The sequence below is a fragment of the Pseudoclavibacter sp. RFBI5 genome (assembly GCF_002931395.1).
Lineage (GTDB): Bacteria > Actinomycetota > Actinomycetes > Actinomycetales > Microbacteriaceae > Pseudoclavibacter.
In genome coordinates this window covers 116,579-137,211 of the sequence record NZ_PSYA01000008.1, presented here as the reverse complement: position 1 = coordinate 137,211, position 20,633 = coordinate 116,579, and the positions used below count along the sequence as shown (strand labels likewise).

Annotated in this window: 21 protein-coding genes; 6 read left to right on the top strand and 15 right to left on the bottom strand. The window is 68.6% G+C overall.

The features are described 5' to 3' along the window. Positions 1 to 66: 66 nt before the first annotated feature. From C5E06_RS06620 to C5E06_RS06600, 5 genes are all read left to right on the top strand, one after another. Positions 67 to 975: a glutamate ABC transporter substrate-binding protein gene (locus C5E06_RS06620; protein WP_104240897.1), complete on the top strand. Its 909-nt coding sequence runs from the start codon at positions 67 to 69 to the stop codon at positions 973 to 975. A 91-nt stretch (positions 976 to 1,066) separates the two neighbouring features. After that, entirely contained in the window at positions 1,067 to 1,720 is a 654-nt protein-coding gene (locus C5E06_RS06615; protein WP_104240896.1) for an amino acid ABC transporter permease, read from the top strand. Further along, positions 1,717 to 2,718 carry an amino acid ABC transporter permease gene (locus tag C5E06_RS06610; protein WP_104240895.1) on the top strand — a complete coding sequence of 334 codons (1,002 nt, stop codon included), beginning with the start codon at positions 1,717 to 1,719 and terminating at the stop codon, positions 2,716 to 2,718. The genes C5E06_RS06615 and C5E06_RS06610 overlap by 4 nt, the downstream gene beginning before the upstream one ends. Positions 2,719 to 2,881: 163 nt before the next feature. Further along, on the top strand, positions 2,882 to 4,642 hold the full coding sequence (locus tag C5E06_RS06605) for an ABC transporter ATP-binding protein (protein WP_104306372.1): 1,761 nt from the start codon (positions 2,882 to 2,884) through the stop codon (positions 4,640 to 4,642). Beyond that, entirely contained in the window at positions 4,639 to 6,501 is a 1,863-nt protein-coding gene (locus C5E06_RS06600) for an ABC transporter ATP-binding protein (RefSeq protein WP_258067548.1), read from the top strand. The genes C5E06_RS06605 and C5E06_RS06600 overlap by 4 nt, the downstream gene beginning before the upstream one ends. Positions 6,502 to 6,703: 202 nt before the next feature. Here the strand turns inward: C5E06_RS06600 and C5E06_RS06595 are convergent, their stop codons facing one another. The 4 genes from C5E06_RS06595 to infC all read right to left on the bottom strand — a co-directional run bounded on the left by C5E06_RS06595 (position 6,704) and on the right by infC (position 8,972). Beyond that, positions 6,704 to 7,504 (bottom strand): RNA methyltransferase, encoded by an 801-nt coding sequence (locus C5E06_RS06595; protein ID WP_104240893.1) that lies wholly within the window; start codon positions 7,502 to 7,504, stop codon positions 6,704 to 6,706. Positions 7,505 to 7,680: 176 nt separating this feature from the next. Beyond that, positions 7,681 to 8,067 (bottom strand): 50S ribosomal protein L20, encoded by a 387-nt coding sequence (gene rplT / locus C5E06_RS06590; protein ID WP_068481110.1) that lies wholly within the window; start codon positions 8,065 to 8,067, stop codon positions 7,681 to 7,683. A 39-nt stretch (positions 8,068 to 8,106) separates the two neighbouring features. Further along, positions 8,107 to 8,301: a 50S ribosomal protein L35 gene (rpmI, locus tag C5E06_RS06585; protein WP_104240892.1), complete on the bottom strand. Its 195-nt coding sequence runs from the start codon at positions 8,299 to 8,301 to the stop codon at positions 8,107 to 8,109. Next, positions 8,301 to 8,972 (bottom strand): translation initiation factor IF-3, encoded by a 672-nt coding sequence (infC, locus tag C5E06_RS06580; RefSeq protein WP_104240891.1) that lies wholly within the window; start codon positions 8,970 to 8,972, stop codon positions 8,301 to 8,303. Before infC ends, rpmI begins: the two co-directional genes overlap by 1 nt. A gap of 291 nt (positions 8,973 to 9,263) precedes the next feature. Here infC and C5E06_RS06575 point away from each other — a divergent pair, with 291 nt between their 5' ends. Next, positions 9,264 to 9,638, top strand: coding sequence for a DUF1844 domain-containing protein (locus C5E06_RS06575; RefSeq protein WP_104240890.1), 375 nt, complete (start codon positions 9,264 to 9,266; stop codon positions 9,636 to 9,638). Positions 9,639 to 9,724: 86 nt separating this feature from the next. Here the strand turns inward: C5E06_RS06575 and C5E06_RS06570 are convergent, their stop codons facing one another. From C5E06_RS06570 to C5E06_RS06520, 11 genes are all read right to left on the bottom strand, one after another. After that, positions 9,725 to 11,251 carry an NAD(P)/FAD-dependent oxidoreductase gene (locus C5E06_RS06570; protein WP_104306371.1) on the bottom strand — a complete coding sequence of 509 codons (1,527 nt, stop codon included), beginning with the start codon at positions 11,249 to 11,251 and terminating at the stop codon, positions 9,725 to 9,727. Next, the gene (locus C5E06_RS06565; RefSeq protein ID WP_104240888.1) at positions 11,248 to 12,087 is read right to left on the bottom strand and encodes a carotenoid biosynthesis protein; all 840 of its coding nucleotides are present in this window, start codon (positions 12,085 to 12,087) and stop codon (positions 11,248 to 11,250) included. The genes C5E06_RS06570 and C5E06_RS06565 overlap by 4 nt, the downstream gene beginning before the upstream one ends. Positions 12,088 to 12,172: 85 nt before the next feature. After that, on the bottom strand, positions 12,173 to 12,865 hold the full coding sequence (locus C5E06_RS06560) for a monooxygenase (RefSeq protein ID WP_104240887.1): 693 nt from the start codon (positions 12,863 to 12,865) through the stop codon (positions 12,173 to 12,175). Continuing rightward, positions 12,862 to 14,430 carry a phytoene desaturase family protein gene (gene crtI / locus C5E06_RS06555; protein WP_104306370.1) on the bottom strand — a complete coding sequence of 523 codons (1,569 nt, stop codon included), beginning with the start codon at positions 14,428 to 14,430 and terminating at the stop codon, positions 12,862 to 12,864. Before crtI ends, C5E06_RS06560 begins: the two co-directional genes overlap by 4 nt. After that, complete coding sequence (locus C5E06_RS06550; protein WP_104306369.1) at positions 14,427 to 15,296, bottom strand: phytoene/squalene synthase family protein; 870 nt, start codon at positions 15,294 to 15,296, stop codon at positions 14,427 to 14,429. Before C5E06_RS06550 ends, crtI begins: the two co-directional genes overlap by 4 nt. After that, complete coding sequence (locus C5E06_RS06545) at positions 15,293 to 16,414, bottom strand: polyprenyl synthetase family protein (protein WP_104298970.1); 1,122 nt, start codon at positions 16,412 to 16,414, stop codon at positions 15,293 to 15,295. Before C5E06_RS06545 ends, C5E06_RS06550 begins: the two co-directional genes overlap by 4 nt. Before the next feature lie 108 nt (positions 16,415 to 16,522). After that, positions 16,523 to 17,368: an SseB family protein gene (locus tag C5E06_RS06540; RefSeq protein ID WP_104306368.1), complete on the bottom strand. Its 846-nt coding sequence runs from the start codon at positions 17,366 to 17,368 to the stop codon at positions 16,523 to 16,525. Between the two features lie 17 nt (positions 17,369 to 17,385). After that, a complete protein-coding gene (gene priA, locus C5E06_RS06535) occupies positions 17,386 to 18,129 on the bottom strand; it encodes a bifunctional 1-(5-phosphoribosyl)-5-((5-phosphoribosylamino)methylideneamino)imidazole-4-carboxamide isomerase/phosphoribosylanthranilate isomerase PriA (RefSeq protein ID WP_104298968.1) in 744 nt (247 codons plus the stop codon). A 121-nt stretch (positions 18,130 to 18,250) separates the two neighbouring features. Further along, positions 18,251 to 18,904: an imidazole glycerol phosphate synthase subunit HisH gene (hisH, locus tag C5E06_RS06530; RefSeq protein ID WP_104306367.1), complete on the bottom strand. Its 654-nt coding sequence runs from the start codon at positions 18,902 to 18,904 to the stop codon at positions 18,251 to 18,253. Beyond that, positions 18,901 to 19,509 (bottom strand): imidazoleglycerol-phosphate dehydratase HisB, encoded by a 609-nt coding sequence (gene hisB / locus C5E06_RS06525; protein WP_104298966.1) that lies wholly within the window; start codon positions 19,507 to 19,509, stop codon positions 18,901 to 18,903. Before hisB ends, hisH begins: the two co-directional genes overlap by 4 nt. A 9-nt stretch (positions 19,510 to 19,518) precedes the next feature. Next, positions 19,519 to 20,607 carry a histidinol-phosphate transaminase gene (locus C5E06_RS06520; protein ID WP_104240879.1) on the bottom strand — a complete coding sequence of 363 codons (1,089 nt, stop codon included), beginning with the start codon at positions 20,605 to 20,607 and terminating at the stop codon, positions 19,519 to 19,521. Between the last annotated feature and the right edge of the window lie 26 nt (positions 20,608 to 20,633).

Below are 20,633 nucleotides of genomic sequence, written 5' to 3'. Positions count from 1 at the left end.
CGTCGGCGCAGACCCCGCATCGACGCTCACGCAAGACGCAACAGACTTCCAACAGAAGGAGAAGAAATGCGAAAGACCAAGCTCAGCGCCATTCTCGGCGCAGGCATCCTGGCCTCGCTCGTACTGACCGGCTGCGCCGAGGGCGCTCCGCCCGCTGCAGGCGGCGGCGAAGGCACCACGACCGGTGAAGCACCCGTCTTCGAGGTCGCGACGGACGTCACGATCGAGGGATCGCCTACGTTCGACGCCATCAAGGCACGCGGCGACAAGGTCGTCGTCGGTGTCAAGGAAGACCAGCCGAACCTCGGCTACCTCGACGCCGTCACCGGTGAGCGCACCGGCTTCGACGTCGACGTCGCACGCTGGATCGCCGCATCGCTCGGTGTCACCGAAGAGAACATCGAGTTCAAGCCGATCGCCTCCGCCAACCGCGAGCAGGCGATCTCCAACGGCGACATCGACTACTACGTCGGCACGTACTCGATCACCGACAAGCGCAAGGACCAGATCGACTTCGCCGGTCCGTACTTCGAGACCGGCCAGGGCCTGCTCGTCGGCGCGGACTCCGACATCACCGGAGTCGACTCGCTCGTCGCCGGTGTCACGGTCTGCTCTGCGACGGGTTCGACCCCGATCCAGAACATCAAGGACAACTACCCGGAGGTCACGACCACCGAGTTCGACACGTACTCGCAGTGCGTCGACCAGCTGATCAACGGCCAGGTCGATGCGGTCACGACTGACGAGGCCATCCTGATCGGCTACGCCGCCCAGGACCCCGACAACCTCAAGGTCGTCGGCGAGCCCTTCAGCGAGGAGCTCTACGGCATCGGACTCGCCAAGGGCGATGACGCCCTCCGCGACCACATCAACACCACCCTCGAAGAGGGCGGCGACGTGTGGCAGGCGATCTTCGACTACAACCTCGGCTCGTCCGGAACCACGGTCACGCAGCCAGCGGTCGACCGCTACTAATCCCACAGGCGAGCGGCGGCGAGACACACTCTCGCCGCCGCTCGTTCGCACCTAGGGCGCCTTGCGCCCTGTCTCAGAAAGGAAGGCGAGCGTGTTCGATATCTTCACGAACCACCTCGACCTGTGGAGTGAGGCCCTTCTGGGGACGCTCATCCTCTTCTTCGGGGGCGCGCTCCTCGCGCTCGTCCTCGGCTTCATCGTGGGTGCCATGCGAGTCTCGCCGGTCCCGATCGCGCGGGCGGTCGGCGCCGCCTACGTCAACCTCGTGCGCAACACCCCGCTCACCCTCGTGTTCTTCATCTTCGTCTTCGCGGTGCCCGTCCTCTTCCCCATGGGCCGCACCGACTACCTGCTGCTCGGCGTCCTCGCGCTGGGCGTCTACACCGCCACGTATGTCGCCGAGGTGCTCCGAAGCGGCATCAACACCGTCCCTGTCGGCCAGGCAGAGGCCGCGCGAGCCATCGGCCTCCCCTTCGGGCAGGTCATGACCCTCATCGTGCTCCCCCAGGCAGCACGCGCCGTCGTCCCGCCCATGATGAGCGTCCTCATCGCACTGCTGAAGAACACCACCGTCGCTGCTGGGTTCTCCGCCGTCAACCTGGGCATCATCCGCGCCAACATGAGCGAGCGAGGTGAGAACGCGATGGAGGTGCTCATCTGGGTCGCCATCGTCTTCATCGTCCTCGTGCTGCTGCTCTCGTGGGTGCAGAACGCGCTCGAACGCCACTGGAAGGTTGCCCGATGAGCCAGACCTCTGTTCTCTACGATGTCCCAGGCCCCCGCGCGCTCGCTCGCAACAAGCTGCTCGGGATCGCGACGGTCGTCGTCATCGTCGCCCTCGTCGCCTTCCTCGTCTACCGCCTCAGCGCAACGGGCAACCTGAGCGCCGACAAGTGGCAGATCTTCGGCTACGCGGCTATCTGGACGCAGATCGCGGAGGCGCTCTGGGCCACGCTCAGCGCCTTCCTGGTCGCAGCCGTTGGTGCCTTGGCGCTCGGATTCGTCCTCGCCATCGGCCGCCTGTCGGACCACGCGTGGGTCCGCATCCCGTTCACGGTCGTGGTCGAGGGTCTCCGTGCGATCCCCGTCCTCATCCTCATGATGCTTATGTACTACGGCCTGCCGGCCATCGGCATCAAGATGGAGCCGTTCTGGGCCGTCGTCATCGCGCTCATCGCCTACAACGGCTCGGTGCTCTCCGAGGTCATCCGAAGCGGCGTGCAGTCGCTCCCGAGCGGTCAGGCTGAAGCCGGATACGCCATCGGCCTCCGCAAGAGCGGCGTCATGCAGATCATCCTGCTCCCGCAGGCGATCCGCGCGATGCTGCCCGTCATCATCGCGCAGCTGGTCGTGACCCTGAAGGACACGGCTCTCGGCTCGATCATCACGTACAACGAGCTGCTCTACATGGCGAAGCTCATCGGCGGCCAGGCGGATTACGGTCGCCCGTACATTCCCGTCACGATCGTCATCGGCGCCGTCTACATCGCCACCTGCGTGCTGCTGTCCTGGCTCGCGACCGTGGTGCAGAAGCGCATCTCGCAGAACCCGAAGGTCATCGCGGGCGCCGCCCCAGAGCCCGTCACCAATGCGGGCAATGTGACCGACACGGAGCTGATCCTCGTGCAGCAGTCCGACGTGCTCGAGCTCGAAGAGGAAGCTCGGCAGAAGACGAAGCACGATCAGGCGGAAGCGCAGCGCCAGATCGATCTGCGCAAGCAGGGCGACGGAGACCGCGTCTAGGCGCGCTCCCCGCAGGAATGCTCCCCGCGAGCCGGCACCGAGAGTCTCTCGGCACCGGCCCGCGGGGAGTTCTCCGTTTCTCGAGAGGTTCCCCGTCTCCTGGGAAGTCAGCGCCGTCCCCCGACGCGCCGCTGCACCGACAGAGGCGACTAGCCTGTATCGGATGCGCGCTGAGCCCGGACTTCGAGAACTGCTCCGACTCTGGGAGTTCGTGCGGCCGGTCAGATGGAGCCTCTTGGCCGGCTTCGCCTCGGCCCTGACCGCAGCCGGGCTGAGCCTCGTCGGACCGCAGATCATCCGCCTCATCGTCGATGGCCCCGTCTCCTCCGGCGAGCGGGCGGCCGTCATCTGGGGCTCGCTCGCGCTCCTCGCCGTCGGCTGCTTCGAGGCGCTCCTCTGGTACCTGCGCCGAATCTTCGTGCTCACGCCCATGGTCGGCGTCGAACGACGCGTGCGGGATCAGCTCTTCGCCCGGCTGCAGGATCTGCCGGCGGCCTTCCACGACGCGTGGGAGGCAGGCCAGCTCCTGTCGAGATCATCCGTCGACCTCAACCGGATACGCCGGTGGCTCGCGTTCGGCCTCATCATGCTGAGCGTCAACCTGCTCACGGTCGTCGCCGGCATCGGCGTGCTCCTCTGGCTCGATCCGGTGCTCGGCTGCCTCTACGCGGTGTTCAGCATCCCAACTGCCCTCATCACCCTTCGCTTCCAGCGCGTCTACGGACACCTCTCCCGGCGCAGCCAGGACCAGGCCGGGGCGCTCGCGACGACGGTCGGCGAGGCGGCGAAGGGGATCCGGGTCATCAAGGCCTTCGGCCGTGGCGGAGAGTTCCTCGAGTCGTTCCGCGAGGAGGCGCAGGCGCTGCGTGAGACCGAGCTCGAGAAGGCCCGCCGCCAGGCCGACATGCGCTCGTGGCTCATCCTGCTCCCCCAGCTCGCCGTCGCCACCTCGCTCGCCCTCGGTGTGATCGCCGTCGCCGACGGCAGGCTCACGATCGGCGCGCTCTCCGCGTTCCTCTTCACGGCGCTCATGCTCGCCTGGCCGGTCCGCTCCCTCGGCTTCCTCTTCGCCGACACCCTCGACGCGGCGGCGTCGACGACCCGTGTCTTCGAGGTCCTCGACACTGCGACTGCAGTCTCCGACCCGGAGCACCCGCTCCCCGTTCCGGACGGGCCTGGGGTCCTCGAGTTCCGGGATGTGCGCTTCGCCTTCCCGGATGCGCCGGACGGCGACGAGGTGCTGCGAGGCATCGACCTCACCCTCGTGCCCGGCGAGACGCTTGCGCTCGTGGGCGCGACCGGGAGCGGCAAGAGCCTGCTGAGCGAGCTCGCCGTGCGCCTCCACGATCCGACAGCTGGCGAGGTGCGGCTCGACGGCACCGACATCCGCCGTCTCCGCCGAGACGACCTCAGGGGCCACGTGGCCATCGCCTTCGAGCAGCCTCTGCTCTTCTCGGCCAGCGTCAGAGACAACGTCGCCCTCGGCCGACCGGACGCGAGCGACGACGAGGTGCGGGAGGCCCTGACCGTCGCGCAGGCCGGCTTCGTGCTCGAGCTCCCGGAAGGCCTCGAGACCCTCATCGGAGAAGAGGGGCACAGCCTCTCGGGAGGCCAACGGCAGCGCCTTGCGCTCGCCCGCGCCATCCTCGCGCGCCCCCGCGTCCTCGTCCTGGACGACCCGCTCTCGGCCGTCGATGTGCGCACCGAGACCCTCGCGACCGAGGCCCTCCGGTCGGCTCTCTCCGGCGTGACGACCCTCGTGGTCGCGCACCGGTCATCCACCGTTGCCCTCGCCGACCGGGTCGCCGTCCTCGTCGACGGTCGCATCACGGCCCTGGGCGAGCACCGCGAGCTGCTCGCAGCCGACCCCGTGTACCGGGGTCTGCTCTGGCAGGGCGACCACGTCGATGAGGTAGTCGCGTGACCAAGCCCAGCGCTGCTGCACCCCTCGGGGTGCGGGTCGAGCACCTCACGAGCGTCGACCGCGACACTGCCAGACTGCTCCGACGGCGCTCGCTTCGGCTCATGGGCCAGCTCCTCGCCCCGCACAAGGCACGCCTCGTGTGGCTGGGGGTGCTCGTCCTCATCAGCCAGGCGGCGTCGGCTGCCGGGCCTCTGCTGCTCTCGCAGGCCATCGACACGGGGCTTCCCACGCTGCTCGACGGCGACGCGGCCCCGTTCCTGGTCATCGTCGTCGCTCTGGTCCTCGCGACGATCACCGACGCCGGACTCTCCAACCTCTTCACCCGGAATGCCGCAGCGCTCAGCCAGCGTGTGCTCCTGCGAGTCCGGACCCTGCTCTTCGAGCACACGGGGCGTCTCGGCCTCGACTTCCACCAGCGCTACACGTCCGGGCGAGTCATCAGCCGCCAGACGAACGACGTCGATGCGGTCGCCGAGCTCCTCGAGTCCGGCTTCGGCGACCTGGTCAACGCCGTCGCGCGGATGGCATTCATCGCGGCGGCCCTGCTCATCCTCGACCCGTTGTCGGCCCTCGTGGCGTTCGCGGTCTTCGTGCCGGTCGTGCTGGTCACCCGACGGTTCCAGGTCGTCTCCTCACGCCTCTACCGCGAGTCGAGCGAACGCTCCGCGCGCCTCATCGTGCGCTTCGTCGAGACCATCACGGGCATCCGCGCCATGCAGGCCTTCCGCGCCGAATCGCGAAACGCGGACGTGTACGGCGGACTCAACGGCGCCTACACCGACACCGGTCGGCGAACCGCGATGGCGTTCGGCAATCTCTTCACCGGCATCGAGCTCATCAGCAGCATCGGCCTCGCGGTACTGGTGCTCGTCAATGGCCTCCGCACGCTCGAGGGCAGCATCGGCGTCGGCGTTCTCGTCGCAGCCGCGCTGTACCTCGTGCAGCTCTTCCAGCCGATGGAGGCCGTCGGCATGTTCGCGAACACCTTCCAGTCCGCAGTCGCGGCCCTGGAGAAGATCTCGGGCGTGCTCGAGGAAGAGCCAAGCGTCGCGGCACCCGCCCGAGATGCCAAGCAGGATCCGGCCCGACGGACGGCGGACCACCGCGGTGTCACCGAGCCCGGTGACATCGCCCTCCGTGGCACCGCGTTCTCCTACGGAGACGGACCACTTGTGCTGCAGCGTGTCGACCTGCACATCCCCGCCGGGCAGACCGTTGCGATCGTCGGCCCGACCGGGGCGGGGAAGACCACGCTGGCGAGCATCATCGCCCGATTCGCGGACCCGACGCAGGGGCAAGCGCTCCTCGATGGCGTCGACCTCCGCGACATCCCGGACAGCGAGCTTCGACGACGCGTCATCACGGTCACGCAGGACCCCTTCCTGTTCCAGGGCACCGTCGCCTCCAACATCGGACTCGGGCGGCCGGGCGCGAGCCGCCAGGAGATCGAGGACGCCGCGAAGCTCATCGGCGCCGACCCGTTCATCCGACGCATGCCGAACGGCTACGACACCGACCTGAGCCACCGCGGAGTGAAGCTCTCGGCCGGGCAGCGCCAGCTCATCTCCTTCGCCCGCGCCTTCGTGGCCGATCCGGAGGTGCTCATCCTCGACGAGGCCACGAGCTCCCTCGATATCCCGAGCGAGCGAGCCGTCCAGAAGGCGCTCGGCACCCTCCTGCACGACCGCACGGCCGTCATCATCGCCCACCGCCTGTCGACCGTCAACGACGCCGACCGCGTGCTGGTCCTCGATGGCGGAGCGATCGTGGAGGACGGCTCCCCCGCAGAGCTCGTGGCGCGTGGGGGTCGCTACGCCGAGCTGCACAGCGCCTGGCTGTCATCGCTCGACAGCGACTGACGCGAACGCCCCGCCGCTCCCGCGACGCGAGCAGGATGCCCCGAACCCGACTGACATCCGCTGAGGACTCAGTCAGGCTCGCTGCCACGCAGACAGCCAGACAGCCAGACGCGCCGACGCGCAGGCGCGCAGAGATACAGAGACGCCCGGGACGCTCGACGCGAGTATCGCGAAGAGGCCCGGGCGTCCAGGTGCGCTGCGGTCAGGCGCGCTGCGCGAACGCGCTCTCGTACAGGCAGACGGAAGCCGCGGTCGCGAGGTTCATCGACTCCGCTCGCCCGTAGATCGGCACGCTCATGGTCGCGTCTGCATACGCGAGCTGCTCGGCGTCGAGGCCGCGAGCCTCGTTCCCGAAGAGCCAGGCGGTCGGCTGCGCCAGCTCGCCGGCGTCACGAGCCGACAGCAGGTCCGAGCCGTCGATGTCGGCGGCGACGATACGGAGACCAGCGTCGCGAGCGCGCGAGGTGGCGACGTCCAGGGTCACCTCGACGGCGATCGGCAGGTGGAAGATGGAGCCGGTGCTCGAACGCACGACCTTCGAGTTGTAGAGGTCCACGGTCCGGCCCGTGAGGATCACCGCGTCGGCACCCGCAGCGTCGGCCGCTCGGATGATCGTGCCCAGGTTGCCCGGGTCGCGCACCTCCTCGAGGATCGCGACGAGCTTCGGCGAACCGCTCAGCGCATCCCGAATGGAAGCGGGGAACTGACGGCACACGGCGATGACGCCCTGCGGGGTCCGTGTGTCCGCCATCGCGTCGATGGCCTCCTCGCTCGCGAAGTCGACCTCGAGCTGGGCCTCCTCGGCAAGGCCACGCAGCTCGGAGTGACGCTCGAGCGCCGTGGGCGTGACGAACAGCTCCTCGATGAGCTCTGGGCGCGAGACCAGTGCCTCGCGGACCGCCTGGGGGCCCTCGATGACGAAGAGGCCAGTCTCCTGACGCTCCGACTTCTGCGCGAGCTTCCTGACGTCCTTGACGCGCGCGTTGCGCGGGCTCTCGATCATGGTGTCGACTTCTTCCTGCGCGCGAGGCGCTGCGTTGCTTGAGTGGATGCTCATCGAGCCAGGTGCGGATGCAGAGTGCAGGCCCTAAGAAAAGAACATGCGGCCGAGAGCTGGACTCTCGACCGCATGTTCATACGGCCGGCACACTCAGAGAGCGAATCGGGCCGCGGTGGTGACTAGGCCGCTGCGCGCGGAGCCGACGTGTCGGCCGGGAGCGCCTGCTTGGCTGCCTCGACGAGACCGGCGAACGTCGCGGGCTCGTTCACGGCGAGCTCAGCGAGGATACGGCGGTCGACCTCGATGCCAGCAAGGCCGAGGCCCTGGATGAAGCGGTTGTACGTGAGGCCGTTCGCGCGGGATCCGGCGTTGATGCGCTGGATCCAGAGGCGACGGAACTCGCCCTTCTTGGCGCGACGGTCACGGTAGGAGTAGACCATCGAGTGGATGACCTGCTCCTTGGCCTTGCGGTACAGGCGCGAGCGCTGTCCACGGTAGCCGGATGCGCGCTCAAGGATGACGCGACGCTTCTTATGGGCGTTTACTGCCCGCTTTACACGTGCCATGTGTGTTGATTCTCCTCAGTAAGTGTGGGTGCGGGCGGCTTAGTGGCCGAGCAGCTTCTTGGCGACCTTGGCGTCTGCCTTGGAGAGCAGCTGGTCCTGGTTCAGTCGAGCCTTGCGGCCCGGCGACTTGACCTCGAGGTTGTGGCGAAGGCCGGCCTGCTGCTTCATGAGCTTGCCGCTTCCCGTGACCTTGAAGCGCTTCTTGGCGCCCGAGTGGGTCTTCTGCTTCGGCATTAGTTCTCCTCTGTGGTTGCAGACTCTGGTACAGACTCTGTTGCAGCTTCATCTGCAGATTCATTCGCAGCTTCGCCAGTTGACGGCTGCCCGTGCTTGGCCGCTCGAGACGCCTCGCGGGCCGCATTCCGCTTCGCGGAAGCGTCAGCCTTGACGTCGGACTTGTTTCGGAACGGGCCGATGATCATGACCATGTTGCGGCCATCGATCATGGGGTTTGACTCGACAGTGCCGTACTCCGAGACTTCCTCGGCGAAACGCTGGAGGAGGCGCACACCCATCTCCGGGCGCGACTGCTCGCGGCCGCGGAACTGGATCATGGCCTTCACCTTGTCACCGTCTTCGAGGAAGCCGATGGCGCGCTTGCGCTTGGTCTCGTAGTCGTGGGCGTCGATCTTCAGACGGAAACGGACCTCTTTGAGGACGGTGTTCGCCTGGTTGCGACGCGCTTCCTTCGCCTTCTGGGCGGCCTCGTACTTGAACTTCCCGTAATCCATGATCTTGGCGACGGGGGGCTTCGAGTTGGGGGCGACCTCGACGAGGTCGAGCTCAGACTCCTGCGCGAGGCGCAGCGCCATCTCGAGCTTGACTACTCCGACCTGCTCACCGCCCGGGCCGACAAGGCGGACTTCACTGGCACGGATGCGGTCATTGGTACGTGGTTCGCTGATGGAAGGCTCCTGACTTCACTGAATGTGGAAAGGAGGCGTCACACCAACCACGCTGCGCTCGCAGCGTGTTTCCACCCATCGCCACCGAGCCTGCGCATCCTGCAGCGAGTGCAGTTCGTGCGAACTCTGTGACCTCTTCCTGCACAGCCGCGAGGCCGGGCAAGGAAGGGAGTGGAGCAACCCGGTAACCTACGTAGAGCGGTTTGCGCGGGTGGGACGAATCCTCTTTCGTGGCCTCTGCACAGCAGAAACCGCTCGCCACATTACCAGAACTCCGGACAAAGGACCAGCGTGACCGACGCCTCACTCGAAAACCCCTCCGCAGCCGAGCCAGAGTACGGTGATCTGCGTCGCGACATCGGCGAAGTCCCGGCCGTCGAGCTCATCACGACAACCGCCGTCCACCTCATGAGCGCCGCCGCAGTCGCGTGCGGCCTGGACGAGGACAGCGGCGACGACGAGCTCGACCTCGACGAGGCCCGCAAGCTCATCTCGGCGCTCGCCGGTCTGCTCACCGCGAGCCTCCCCTACCTGGGCGACCACCACGCGCGCCCCCTGCGCGACGGCCTGCGCTCGCTGCAGCTCGCGTTCCGCGAGGCATCCGAGCACCCGGACCCCGTCGGCAAGGGGCCAGGCGAGGACCTCACCGGCCCCGTCTACGGCTGAGTTCGGACCACGGGACCACGGCCCGCTTGCCGAGCCTTCGGGCCGTCGAGCGGGCTTCGTCGATTCGTGGGTCGGCCTCCGGGCGTTCAGCGGCCTTCGGCGGGCCCGACCAGTTCCGCGACGATAGCCGCCGAGAGGGTCACGAGCGGAAGTCCCCCGCCCGGGTGCGAGGAACCGCCAACGAGGTACAGCCCATCGACGGGCTGACGGTTAGCCGGCCGCAGGAAGGACGCCTTCGCGCCGTTCGACGCCGTCCCGTAGATCGAGCCTCCGGGAGAGAGCGTGTCGCGCTCGATGTCAGCCGGGGTGCGGATGCGCATCCACCTCACGTGCGGCCGCACGTCGAGGCCTCGTTCGGCCATGAGCTCCAGCAGCGACTCCGCGTAGCGGTCGGCGAGCCCCGGCTCGTCCCAGTCGACACCGTGCTCCGGGTCATGCCTTGGGGCATTGACGAGGACGAACCAGGCGCCGCTGTGCGGCCCCGGAACGGTCGCCGGATCCTGCGGCGCCGAGACGTAGATCGTGGGCCGCTCGACCGGCCTCGGCCCGGACCCCGCGTGCGCCCCGACGCCGAAGACCGCATCGAACTCGGCGTCGTAGTCCTCGGCGAAGAGCACCCTGTGGTGCGTCGCCTCGTCGTGCGCGAAGCTCGCACGCTCGAGGTCGTCGAGGGCGAGGAGTATGACGAAGCCCGAGAGCGAGGGGTCGAGCTTCTCGTGGCTCCTGGCGGCGCGCCTGGCCCCCTCGCTGTGCAGCAGCTCCCCGTAGACGGACTGGGCGTCGGCGTTCGCGACGACGACGTCCGCGGCGAGACGCTCCCCCTCGCTCGTCTCGACCCCGGAGACCCTGGCGCCTTCCTGGAGGATGCGGGCGACCCTGACCCCGGTGCGAATGCGCGCCCCGCACTCCACGGCACGTTCGGCGATGGCCTCCCCGAGCCGCCAGAGGCCACCGGGCACGTACCAGGAGCCGTAGGCCTGCTCGGCATACGGCACCGTCGCGAGCGCAGACGGCGCCCGCCTCGGGTCCGACCCCGTGTACGTCGCGTAGCGATCCAGGAGTGCGCGCAGGCGAGGGTCCGAGAGGTCGCGCTCGCCGAACCCGCGCAGACTGCGCCACGGGGCCACCCGTGCGAGCGACAGCGGATTCACGGCGAGCGACGCGATCGCAGCCGCATCGATGGGCGATTCCAGGAAAGGACCCCTGGCGATGTCCCAGACGCGCTCCGAGCGCTCGAGGAAGCGCGCCCACTGCTGCCCGGTCCCCGCACCGAGCGCGGCGTCGAGCGCAGCGGGGATCTCCTCGATCCGTCCGGGCATGTCGAGCTCGCTGCCGTCGGCGAACCGGTACCGGCAGGCGACCTCGAGTCGGCGGAGCTCGACGATCGACTCGATCGGCGCCCCCGTCTCCGCGAACAGCTCGGCGAAGACGTACGGCATGGTCACGAGCGACGGACCGGTGTCGAAGAGGAAGCCGTCATGCTCGAGGGTGCCGAGCTTGCCCCCGACCTTCTCGGCCTGCTCGAGCACCGTGACGTCGTGGCCCAGCGCGGAGAGGCGGGCTGCCACGGCGAGCCCGCCGACCCCCGCCCCGATCACCGCGACCGTGCTCATCGCGGGGAGTCCCCCGTGTGCGCCCCGGAAGCCACGAGGGAGCGCTCGGCTCTCCTCGCCCGCCAGTCGCGCAGCAGCACGGCGACAAGCGGGATCGCGATAGCACCCATGATCAGGCCGCCGACGAGAGCCACGCTCGGTCGCTCGAAGAACGTGAGGTTGCCGACGACGCACGTCGCGTACGTCCACAGGTAGACCGTGAAGGGTGCCGCGTCGCTCGGTGCGCCGTCGACCTTCTGCGAGCGAGCGGCGACGGCGTCGATGAGCCCGCAGATGATGAGCGAGACCAGGTACCAGCCGAGGAAGTTCGTGAGCGGGATGCCGTCGACGCCGGGGATCCCCGGGTCAGGGTGCTTCCAGCCCCAGTGCCCCGAATCGACCATCTGGGGGTCGAGGAAGACATCCCAGGCGGTGAGCGCCCACGCGGCCACGGCGACGCGCACGATACGCCGCAGCGCGCCAGGCGCCGTGCCGATGAGTCTCCGCGCGATGATGACCGCGGGGTAGGCGATCGTCACCCAGGCGAGGGGCACGATGAGCGGCACCTCGAAGAGCGAGAAGCCGAGCGACGGCGTGTAGATGTACTGTCCGAACGGGAAGCTCGTGGCCACACCGACGACTTCCGCGAAGAAGCCGATCGCGGCGGCGGCGAGCAGCACGGAGGCGAACCGCGGCCCGCGGGTCGCCCAGGCGTGGAGCACCCCGGTGGCGGCGAGCAGGGCGACGCTCGCGATGGTCAGCGGCACGGTGCCGCCGCCGGTGAAGGCGAACAGGCTCTGGACGAACATGCCTGCTGCGAGTGTCACCCACATGAGTCGTCGTGTGATGGCGGTCATCTTGAGTCCGTTCCTCTCGGTCGTGGCTCTGGATCTGCGTCGTCTGACGTTCTGGCGGATGGTGGCCCGCTCTTCGCGGGGGAGGTCATGCAGTCGTGGCCGACCAGCCCTCGACGGCATCGACCGCGAAACGCGCGAACAGCTCCTCGGCGAACCATCCGCCCGCTCGGCTGTCGGCCATGGCGGCCCTGTGCGATGGTGCGCCGCTGATGAAGGCGCGAAGCGCCGGCTCGGACTCCCAGAGGGTGAAGGTGCCGAGGAGGCCTGCTGGCAGCTCGCCCATCCCGAACGCGAGACCGAGACCGCGCGACCTCGCGCGGAGGAGTTCGGCAGCGATGGGTGGCACGGTCCCCGTGAAGCGCGGCACCGACGAGGCCCGGATCCGCGCCCGCGTGATGACGGCCACCCGCTGCCCCTCCTCGGCCTCCGCGACGGCGGGCCCGAACGGCTCGCGACCTCCCCAGAGGCCGACCGAGCGAATGGCGCGCATCCGCACTCTGAGTCGCTCCCGCGAGCGTGCGTCCCACGCACCCACGAGGGCCCCTCGATCGAACGCGTCCGCAGCCTCGAGCGACTCCCAGGCGGCGACCAGCGCCCAATGCCCGAGGTCGGCGTCGCGCGAGGAGAAGCTCGTCGCCCGCGCCGTGCCCATGACACGCGCGAATCGCAGACCCTCCGGACGTCGACGGCCCAGGAGGTGCAGCGTGGTCTTCGCGGTCAGCGAGAGGCCGGCGCTCGCGCTGCCGGTTCCCCAGAGGTGGACGGTGGTGACCGTCACCGGCGGTCGACCTCGAGGGGGCCAGCGCTCCGGTCGCCCCGCACGTGCTTGAGCACCAGCTCGGCGCTGATCAGGCACATCGGGACGCCCACGCCGGGGTTGACGGTCGCACCCGCGTAGTAGAGCCCCTTGACCTTCGGGGACGCGTTGCCGGCACGCAGCATGGCCGACTGGGCGAGCTCATGCGACGGGCCGAGGATGCCGCCCCGCCAGGAGTTGTAGTCGTGCACGAAATCGGCGGGGCCGAGCGTCCGGCGAACCACGATGCGGCGCTCCAGGTCGGAGGCTCCCGTCCATTCGGCGAGCTGGGAGATCGCGAGATCGGCGATCCGCTCGACCTCTGCATCTCCCGCCCCATCTGCTCCTCCCCCACCGATGCTCTCCTCGCCCTTGACCGGGATGAGCAGGAACAGGTTCTCGTGCCCTTCCGGCGCAACTGCCGAATCCGTGGCGCTCGGCTTGCAGACGTAGACGGAGACCGGGTCAGGCAGGGCGACGCCCTCGCCGAAGATGGCGTCGAAGTTCTCCCCCCACTCCTTCGTGAGCAGCAGCGAGTGGTGCGGCAGGGCGGGCAGCTCGCCCTCGACGCCGAGCATCACCAGCACGGCGCCCGGACCCGACGAGGTGCGCTTCCACACGCGCTCCGGGTAGCTGCGGTACCGCTCTGGCAGCAGCCGCGTCTCCGTGTGATGCAGGTCAGCGGCGGAGACGACGACCTCCACGTCCTCGAAGTGCCGCTGCCCGTCAGCGTCGCGCCAGTGCACGCCACGGCTCCAGCCATGCGCCACGGCGATGTCCGTGACCTCGGCCTCGAGCCGGAACTCGACGCCGGCGTCCACGGCGAGCCGGTGCAGCGCATCCACCACGGCGGTGAAGCCGCCCATGGGGTACTGCACGCCCTCGACGAGATCCATGCGACTCATGAGGTGGTAGATCGCCGGAGCGCGGCGCGGGTCGGTTCCGAGGAACACCGCCTGGTAGGCGAGGATCTGCCTGAGCAGCGGATGCGTGAACGACTCCTCCACGAACTTCTCGAGCGGGACCGTGAGCCACGTCAGCAGCTCGGGGAGCTCGCGGCGAACGGGGGCGCCGAGCAGCGTGGCCGGGTTCTTGAACGTGTTGTAGAGGAACGATTCCTCCGCCATGTCCATGGCGCGTCTCGCGGTCTCGAGGTAGTCGTCGAAAGCGCCGAGCGCCTCGGGCTCGAGCTCAGCGACGAGTTCGCGCACGGCGTCCTGGCCGTAGGGGATGGAGAGGGGCTCGCTTGCGCCCCCCGCATGCTCCGGCTCGGGGAAGACGCGGTAGCCGGGGTCGAGCATGCGCAGATCCAGCTGCTCCTCGGTGCTCGTGCCGGCAAGCGCGAAGTAGTGGTCGAAGACGCTCGGCATCAGGTACCAGCTCGGGCCGGTATCGAAGCGGAAGCCGTCGACCTCGAGGAGGCCAGCACGGCCGCCGACCCTGTCGTTCTTCTCGAGCACCGTCACGGCGAAGCCGTCCCGCGCGAGCAGGATCGATGTGGCGAGGCCGGCCATTCCGGCGCCGATGACTACTGCTCGGGTGCTCATGATCGTGTCTCCAGAAGGACTCGTGCTGCGATGCGCGCCTTCTCGGCGCCGGGAACTCTCACGCGTGTGGTGCGCAGCTGGTCTGCCGGCGTCTCCGCGATGCGGTCGGCGAGCGCAACGAAGAGCGCGCTCGCGAGGGCCACGCCCCGTCGGCAATCCCTCGGAAGCAGCGGGATGCCCGCTTCCGCTGTCGCAAGATCGGCGCGGATGCGGTCGAGCCAGATGAGCTTGCGCCGCTCGTCGAGCGGCGCCGATTCCAGACCCTCCACCGGCAGGTAGTCCCTGCCGAGCCGGTCGGCGTCATCGCCCACGTCGCGGAGGAAGTTCACGTTCTGGAACGCGGCGCCGAGCGCGCAGGCCGCCGCGTCGATGCGCTCCCGCTGCTCCGGGGTGCGAGAGACACCGGTGAGGAATACCCGCACGCACATCAGCCCCACCACCTCCGCGGAACCGTAGACGTAGCGCCGCTGCTCCTCCACGTCGAGCGAGCGAGGTTCGAGATCCATGCGCATCGAAGCGAAGAAGGGCACGACCAGCTCGGCCCCGAACCCGCAGCGTCGCGCCGTCACCGCGAACGCGTGGACGACCAGATTCGTGCTGAAGCCCGACTCGATGGCTTCTAGCGTCTGCGCCTCGAGCCCGTCGAGCGCCGCGTGCTGCTGCTCGAGGGAGAGGCCGGCGAGCGCGCCGACACCGTCCACGATCTCGTCCGCCACGCGGACCAGCGCGTAGATGCTGCGCACCGGCTTGACCGTCCGGCGCCCGAGGAAGCGCGAGGCCGCCCCGAAGGAACTCGAGTAGGCGAAGATGACCTCCGCCGCGGACTTCTCCGCGGTGCGCGTGTACTGCTCGAGTGGCGACATCATGACGTTCGCCTCTCCAACAGCATCAGCAGACGCTCCAGCATCTCGGCCAGGTTCCGCTCCCCCTCGCGGCCCGACGCGCCCACGGCCCTCGCGGCGGCTCGTGCCCTCGAGAACTGGGCCGCGAGCTCCTGCTCGACAGCGGCGCGCGAGCCCGACGCGTCGATGAGGTCGCGCGCCTTCGCGCCATCCGCCTCGCTGAGCATCGGGTCGCCGAGCAGCGACTCGAGCTCACCCCAGACCGGGGTCCCGCAGGCCAGGGCGATGAGCGCCGTGAACTTGCCCTCCCGGATATCCGAGTACGGCGCCTTCCCGAGCTTGTGCTGGTCCCCGAAGACACCGAACAGATCGTCCTGGAGCTGGAAGGCGAGCCCGGCGGCGTCCGAGAACTGGGCGATGAGACGCGCATCCACCGAACCTTCGGCACCCGCCGCGATCAGACCGAGCTCGAGCGGCAGCAGCACGGTGTACGCGGAGGTCTTGTTCGAGCTCATCGACAGGACCTCGGCCAATGCCGGATGGTCACTTCGAACCGACAGGCTCACGTCGCTGAACTCACCGGCAACCGAGACCGCGAGGGCACGCTCGATGGCATCGAGCACGCGCAGACGAACGGCGTGGGGCTGATCGATGCGCGCAACCCTCAGGTGCGCTTCGGAGAGCAGGAGGTCGCCGACCAGGATCGCGGCGGCCTGCCCCAGGCGGTTGCCGCGCTCATCGTCGAACTCCGGTCCTCCCACGATCTCCTCGACGCTGCCGAGGAGATTCAGCTCCCCCCTGCGCATGGTGTCGTTGTCGATCACGTCGTCGTGGGTCAGGAACGCGAGGTGGAGCAGCTCGGTCGCGGTCGCCAGTTCCATGACCGACTCAGGCACCTCTGCTGCACCCGTGTAGGACAGGTAGGCCTGCATGACCAGCGCGGGGCGGAAGAGCTTCCCCCCTTCGGCGCTGCGCGCCGTGATGCGCCACAGCGTCGCGAGGCCCTCGTCGATCGCGGCCGCGGCAGCGACTCGTCCGGCCAGGAACTCCTCGATTCGCCTTCTCACCTCGAGCAGCTGCTGCGCTGCGAGGTCGAAGTCCGAACCCTGGCCACGGGGGCTCGCCAGAGGCTCACGGATCACTCGGCACCACTCCCTTTAGCTCGGTTGGCTAGCAATAAGAGTATCTAATTACTTCTGCTCGAGCGTACAGGCAAGCCTTCCCCGAGTTGCCGCGCCTGGTCAATCCCCTCAGCGCCTCCACCACGAGCGCTTAGAATCTCGCTGCCGCTTCTCCGCGTCGCTCGAAGCAGCAGTGCTGGCCCGCGCGAACGAGATGCCGAGCGAGTCGACCTCTGTGCGGAACGCCTCGCTCCCCTGCAGCAGCTCGCTGGCTCGGCGGGACAGATCCGCGAGCTCCTCGCGGCCAGCGTCACCACCGACGTGGAGCACCACACGCAGCTCGGGCCCAGCCAGGCGAGCCTCCGGATCGCCGGGCACGAGATCCATGCCAAGCACCTCGTCGAGCTCTGCCATCACCCTCGACAGCTCAGCCGTGACAACCGGGTTCACCCACGGGGCCGCCCAGCCCTGCTCCTGCGCGATCGCCCACACGGCCGGACGGCGGACGACGAACTCCGTCTCGCTCGTCGGATCAACCACGATGAGGTCGCTGCCCTCGGCAGCCGCCGAGATGGCCGCCCGCTGCATGAGCGCAGGCACCGGCCGAGCCTTGGGATTCCAGACCCTCATCGCCTCCGCCGAGGTGAACACGGGCAGGACGGTGCGACCGTCTGGGCCGGCGACCGTCACGATGGAGAGATCAGCGCTCTTGTCGACGGTCACACCCTGCGTGTTGACATCGGCTTCGCCCAGCTTCGCCACGAGCGGGATCAGCACGCGAGCCTGACGCAATGCGTCGACCACCGCGTCGGGACCCACCTCCCGAGCCCGGAAGCGCCGGATCGCCGCGACGAACTGCGCCGGCGCCGTGCCGTCGTCGTCGCGGAACGGGTTGTCGCCGAAGCTCCGCCCAGACCAGCTCTGGCCAGCAGAGTCGGCCTTGCTGGGCTGGAAATGCTCTGGCAGCGACGGCATGGGTCAGACCTCTCGAGTCAGGATGCGACGTCGAGCGCTTCGACGAGCGTGAAGGCCCCCGAGTAGAGCGCCTTGCCGATGATCGCGCCTTCGAGGCCCTGCGGCACGAGGCCACGCAGCGCCGCGATGTCGTCGAGACTCGAAACGCCGCCAGAGGCGACGACGGGACGGTCGGTCCGGTCGAGGATGTCGCTGAGGAGCTGGAGGTTCGGGCCCTGGAGGGTTCCGTCCTTCGTCACGTCGGTCACGACGTAACGTGCGCAACCGGCCTCCTCGAGCCGTTCGAGTACCGACCAGAGGTCACCAGCATCGCGCGTCCAGCCGCGAGCCGCGAGCGTGGTGCCACGCACGTCGAGGCCGACGGCGATGAGCTCGCCGTAGCGAGCGATGACGTTCGCCGCCCACTCCGGATTCTCGAGCGCGGCGGTGCCGAGGTTGATGCGGCGCGCACCGGCGTCCACCGCACGCTCGAGGGACTCGTCGTCACGGATCCCGCCGGACAGCTCCACATTGACGTGCTTGGCCGCCCGGATGACGCGCTTGATGACACTGCGGTTCTCCCCGCGCCCGAAGGCCGCGTCGAGGTCCACGAGGTGGATCCACTCCGCACCCTGCTCGATCCAGTCCTCCGCCGCATCCACAGGATCGCCGTAGTTCGTGGCGGAGTCGGCCTCGCCCTGAACCAGACGAACCGCCTTGCCGCCGGCGAGGTCGATTGCGGGGAAGAGCACGAGCTCCGGTGACGTGTTGAATTCGCTCACGCGCGTAGGTTCCTTGTTCTCGTTCTGAGGCGCCGGGGCATCGACGCCGAAAGGGGATGCCCTGGCAGTCCGGGCAATAGCGTATCGGCAGGCGGCGGTGCAGCGCGCCGATGCAGCAGCACTAGGCGCGCTTCGGCAGCGTCTCGATCCAGTTCCGAAGCAGGCGCACGCCAGCCTCGCCGGACTTCTCCGGGTGGAACTGCGTCGCCGACAACGGGCCGTTCTCGACTGCGGCGATGAAGCGCTCGCCGTGCTCGGCATGGGTCACCAGCACCGGGCGGGCCTTCGGATGCGGGTCGAGCGGGAGCTCATGCGCCGCGTACGAGTGCACGAAGTAGAAGCGCTCCCGAGCAATGCCGGCGAAGAGCTTCGAGTCCGCCGGGGGGTCGACGAGGTTCCATCCCATGTGCGGAAGGACCTCTGCCCGCAGTTCGGTCACCTCGCCCGGCCATTCGCCCAGACCTTCGGCTCGCCTGCCACCCTCGATGCCGCCGTCGAAGAAGATCTGCATGCCGACGCAGATGCCAAGCACGGGGCGCCCCCCTGCAAGGCGCCGGCCGACGATCTCCCCGATGCGCTGACGATTGATGGCCTCCATGACGTGAGCGAAGCTCCCGACACCTGGCACGACGTAGCCGTCGGCGTCGAAGGCGGCAGCGCGGTCGGCCGTCAGCTCGACCTCAGCACCAGCCGCTTCGAGCGCCTTCACGGCGGAGTGAACGTTGCCCGAGCCGTAGTCAGCGACGACCACCCGCGGACGTGCGACTGAAGTCACAGCGCGCCCTTGGTCGAAGGAATGCCCACGACCTCCGGGTCGAGTCGCTTGGCCGCGCGGAACGCACGGGCGAACGCCTTGAACTCCGCTTCGGCGATGTGGTGCGGGTCGCGCCCGCGGATGACCTCGACGTGCACCGTCAGACCGGCGTGGAACGTGATCGCCTCGAAGACGTGACGCACCATCGCGCCCGTGAAGTGCCCGCCGATGAGGTGGTAGATGAAGGCTTCCGGTTCGCCGGTGTGCACCAGGAACGGACGCCCCGAGATGTCGACGACGGCTTCGGCGAGCGACTCATCGAGCGGCACCCTCGCATCGCCGTACCGAGCGATACCCGACTTGTCGCCGAGGGCCTGGCGGATCGCCTGACCGAGCACGATCGCCGTGTCCTCGACCGTGTGGTGCACGTCGATCTCCGTGTCACCCGTCGCACGGACCGTGAGATCGGTCAGCGAGTGCTTCGCGAAGGCATTCAGCATGTGGTCATAGAACGGAACCGACGTCTGGATGTCGGCGATGCCGGTCCCGTCGAGGTTCAGGCTCAGCTCGATCGAGGACTCGCTCGTCGCGCGTGAGACGGTCGCGGTGCGTGGCGTCGTGGTCATCGCTCCAGCCTAGGCCTTCCCTGCATCGGTGATCTCGGCGAGTGCGGCCAGGAACGCGCTCGTCTCCGCGCGCGTCCCGGCGGTCACCCGAAGCGCGTTCGGGATGCCGACATCCCGCACCAGGATGTCGCGGTCGAGGAGCTGCTGGAACGTAGCCGCGGGATCCGCGACGTCGCCGAACAGCACGAAGTTCGCGCCAGACTCCCACGGCGTGTAGCCAAGACGGGGCAGCTCCACCAGCAGGCGGTCGCGCTGCTCGCGGATGGCGTCGACCTGCTGGAGCATGATCTCCGAGCACTCGAGCGCTGCGGTCGCGGCGGCCTGGGTGATCGCGGAGAGGTGGTAGGGCAGCCGAACGAGTCGGACGGCGTCGACGACGGCCTCGTGAGCCGCGAAGTACCCGACGCGGGCGCCAGCGAAGGCGAACGCCTTGCTCATGGTCCTCGAGACCACGAGCCGCTCGCGACCCGGGAGAAGGGAGAGCGCGGTCTCCCGACCATCAGGGAGGAACTCGGCGTAGGCCTCATCGACGATCAGGATGCCGTCGGTCGCGTCGTACGCAGCCGCGATCACGTCGAGATCGGTGACGGTGCCCGTGGGGTTGTTCGGCGTGCAGATGATGGTGATGTCGGGGCGCTCTCGACGAAGTGCCTCCGTGACGAGGTCCGCGGTCAGCGCGAAGCCGTCAGCGCGTGACACCGGAATCCATTCGGACCCAACCCCTCTGGCGAGAAGGGGGTACATCGAGTAGCTGGGTGTGAAGCTGAGCACGCTGCGCCCGGGGCCACCGAAGACCTGCAGCAGCTGCTGCATGATCTCGTTCGAGCCGTTGGCGGCCCACACCTGTTCGGGACCGATGCCCCGGCCCAGGTAGACGCTCAGCTGCTCGCGCAACTTCGTGAACTCGCGGTCCGGGTAGCGATTGAGTCCGGGGAGCTCGCGGGCGATCGCCTCGATGATTCGCCTGGCCACGACCTCCGGCACGGGGTGCGGATTCTCGTTGACGTTGATGGCAACGCGCACCGGCTGCTGCGGCGCTCCGTAGGGGGTGAGTCCGCGGAGGTCGTCACGGATGGGCAGGTCTTCGAACGAGGTCACCGCACAAGCCTACGACGCGGTCTGCG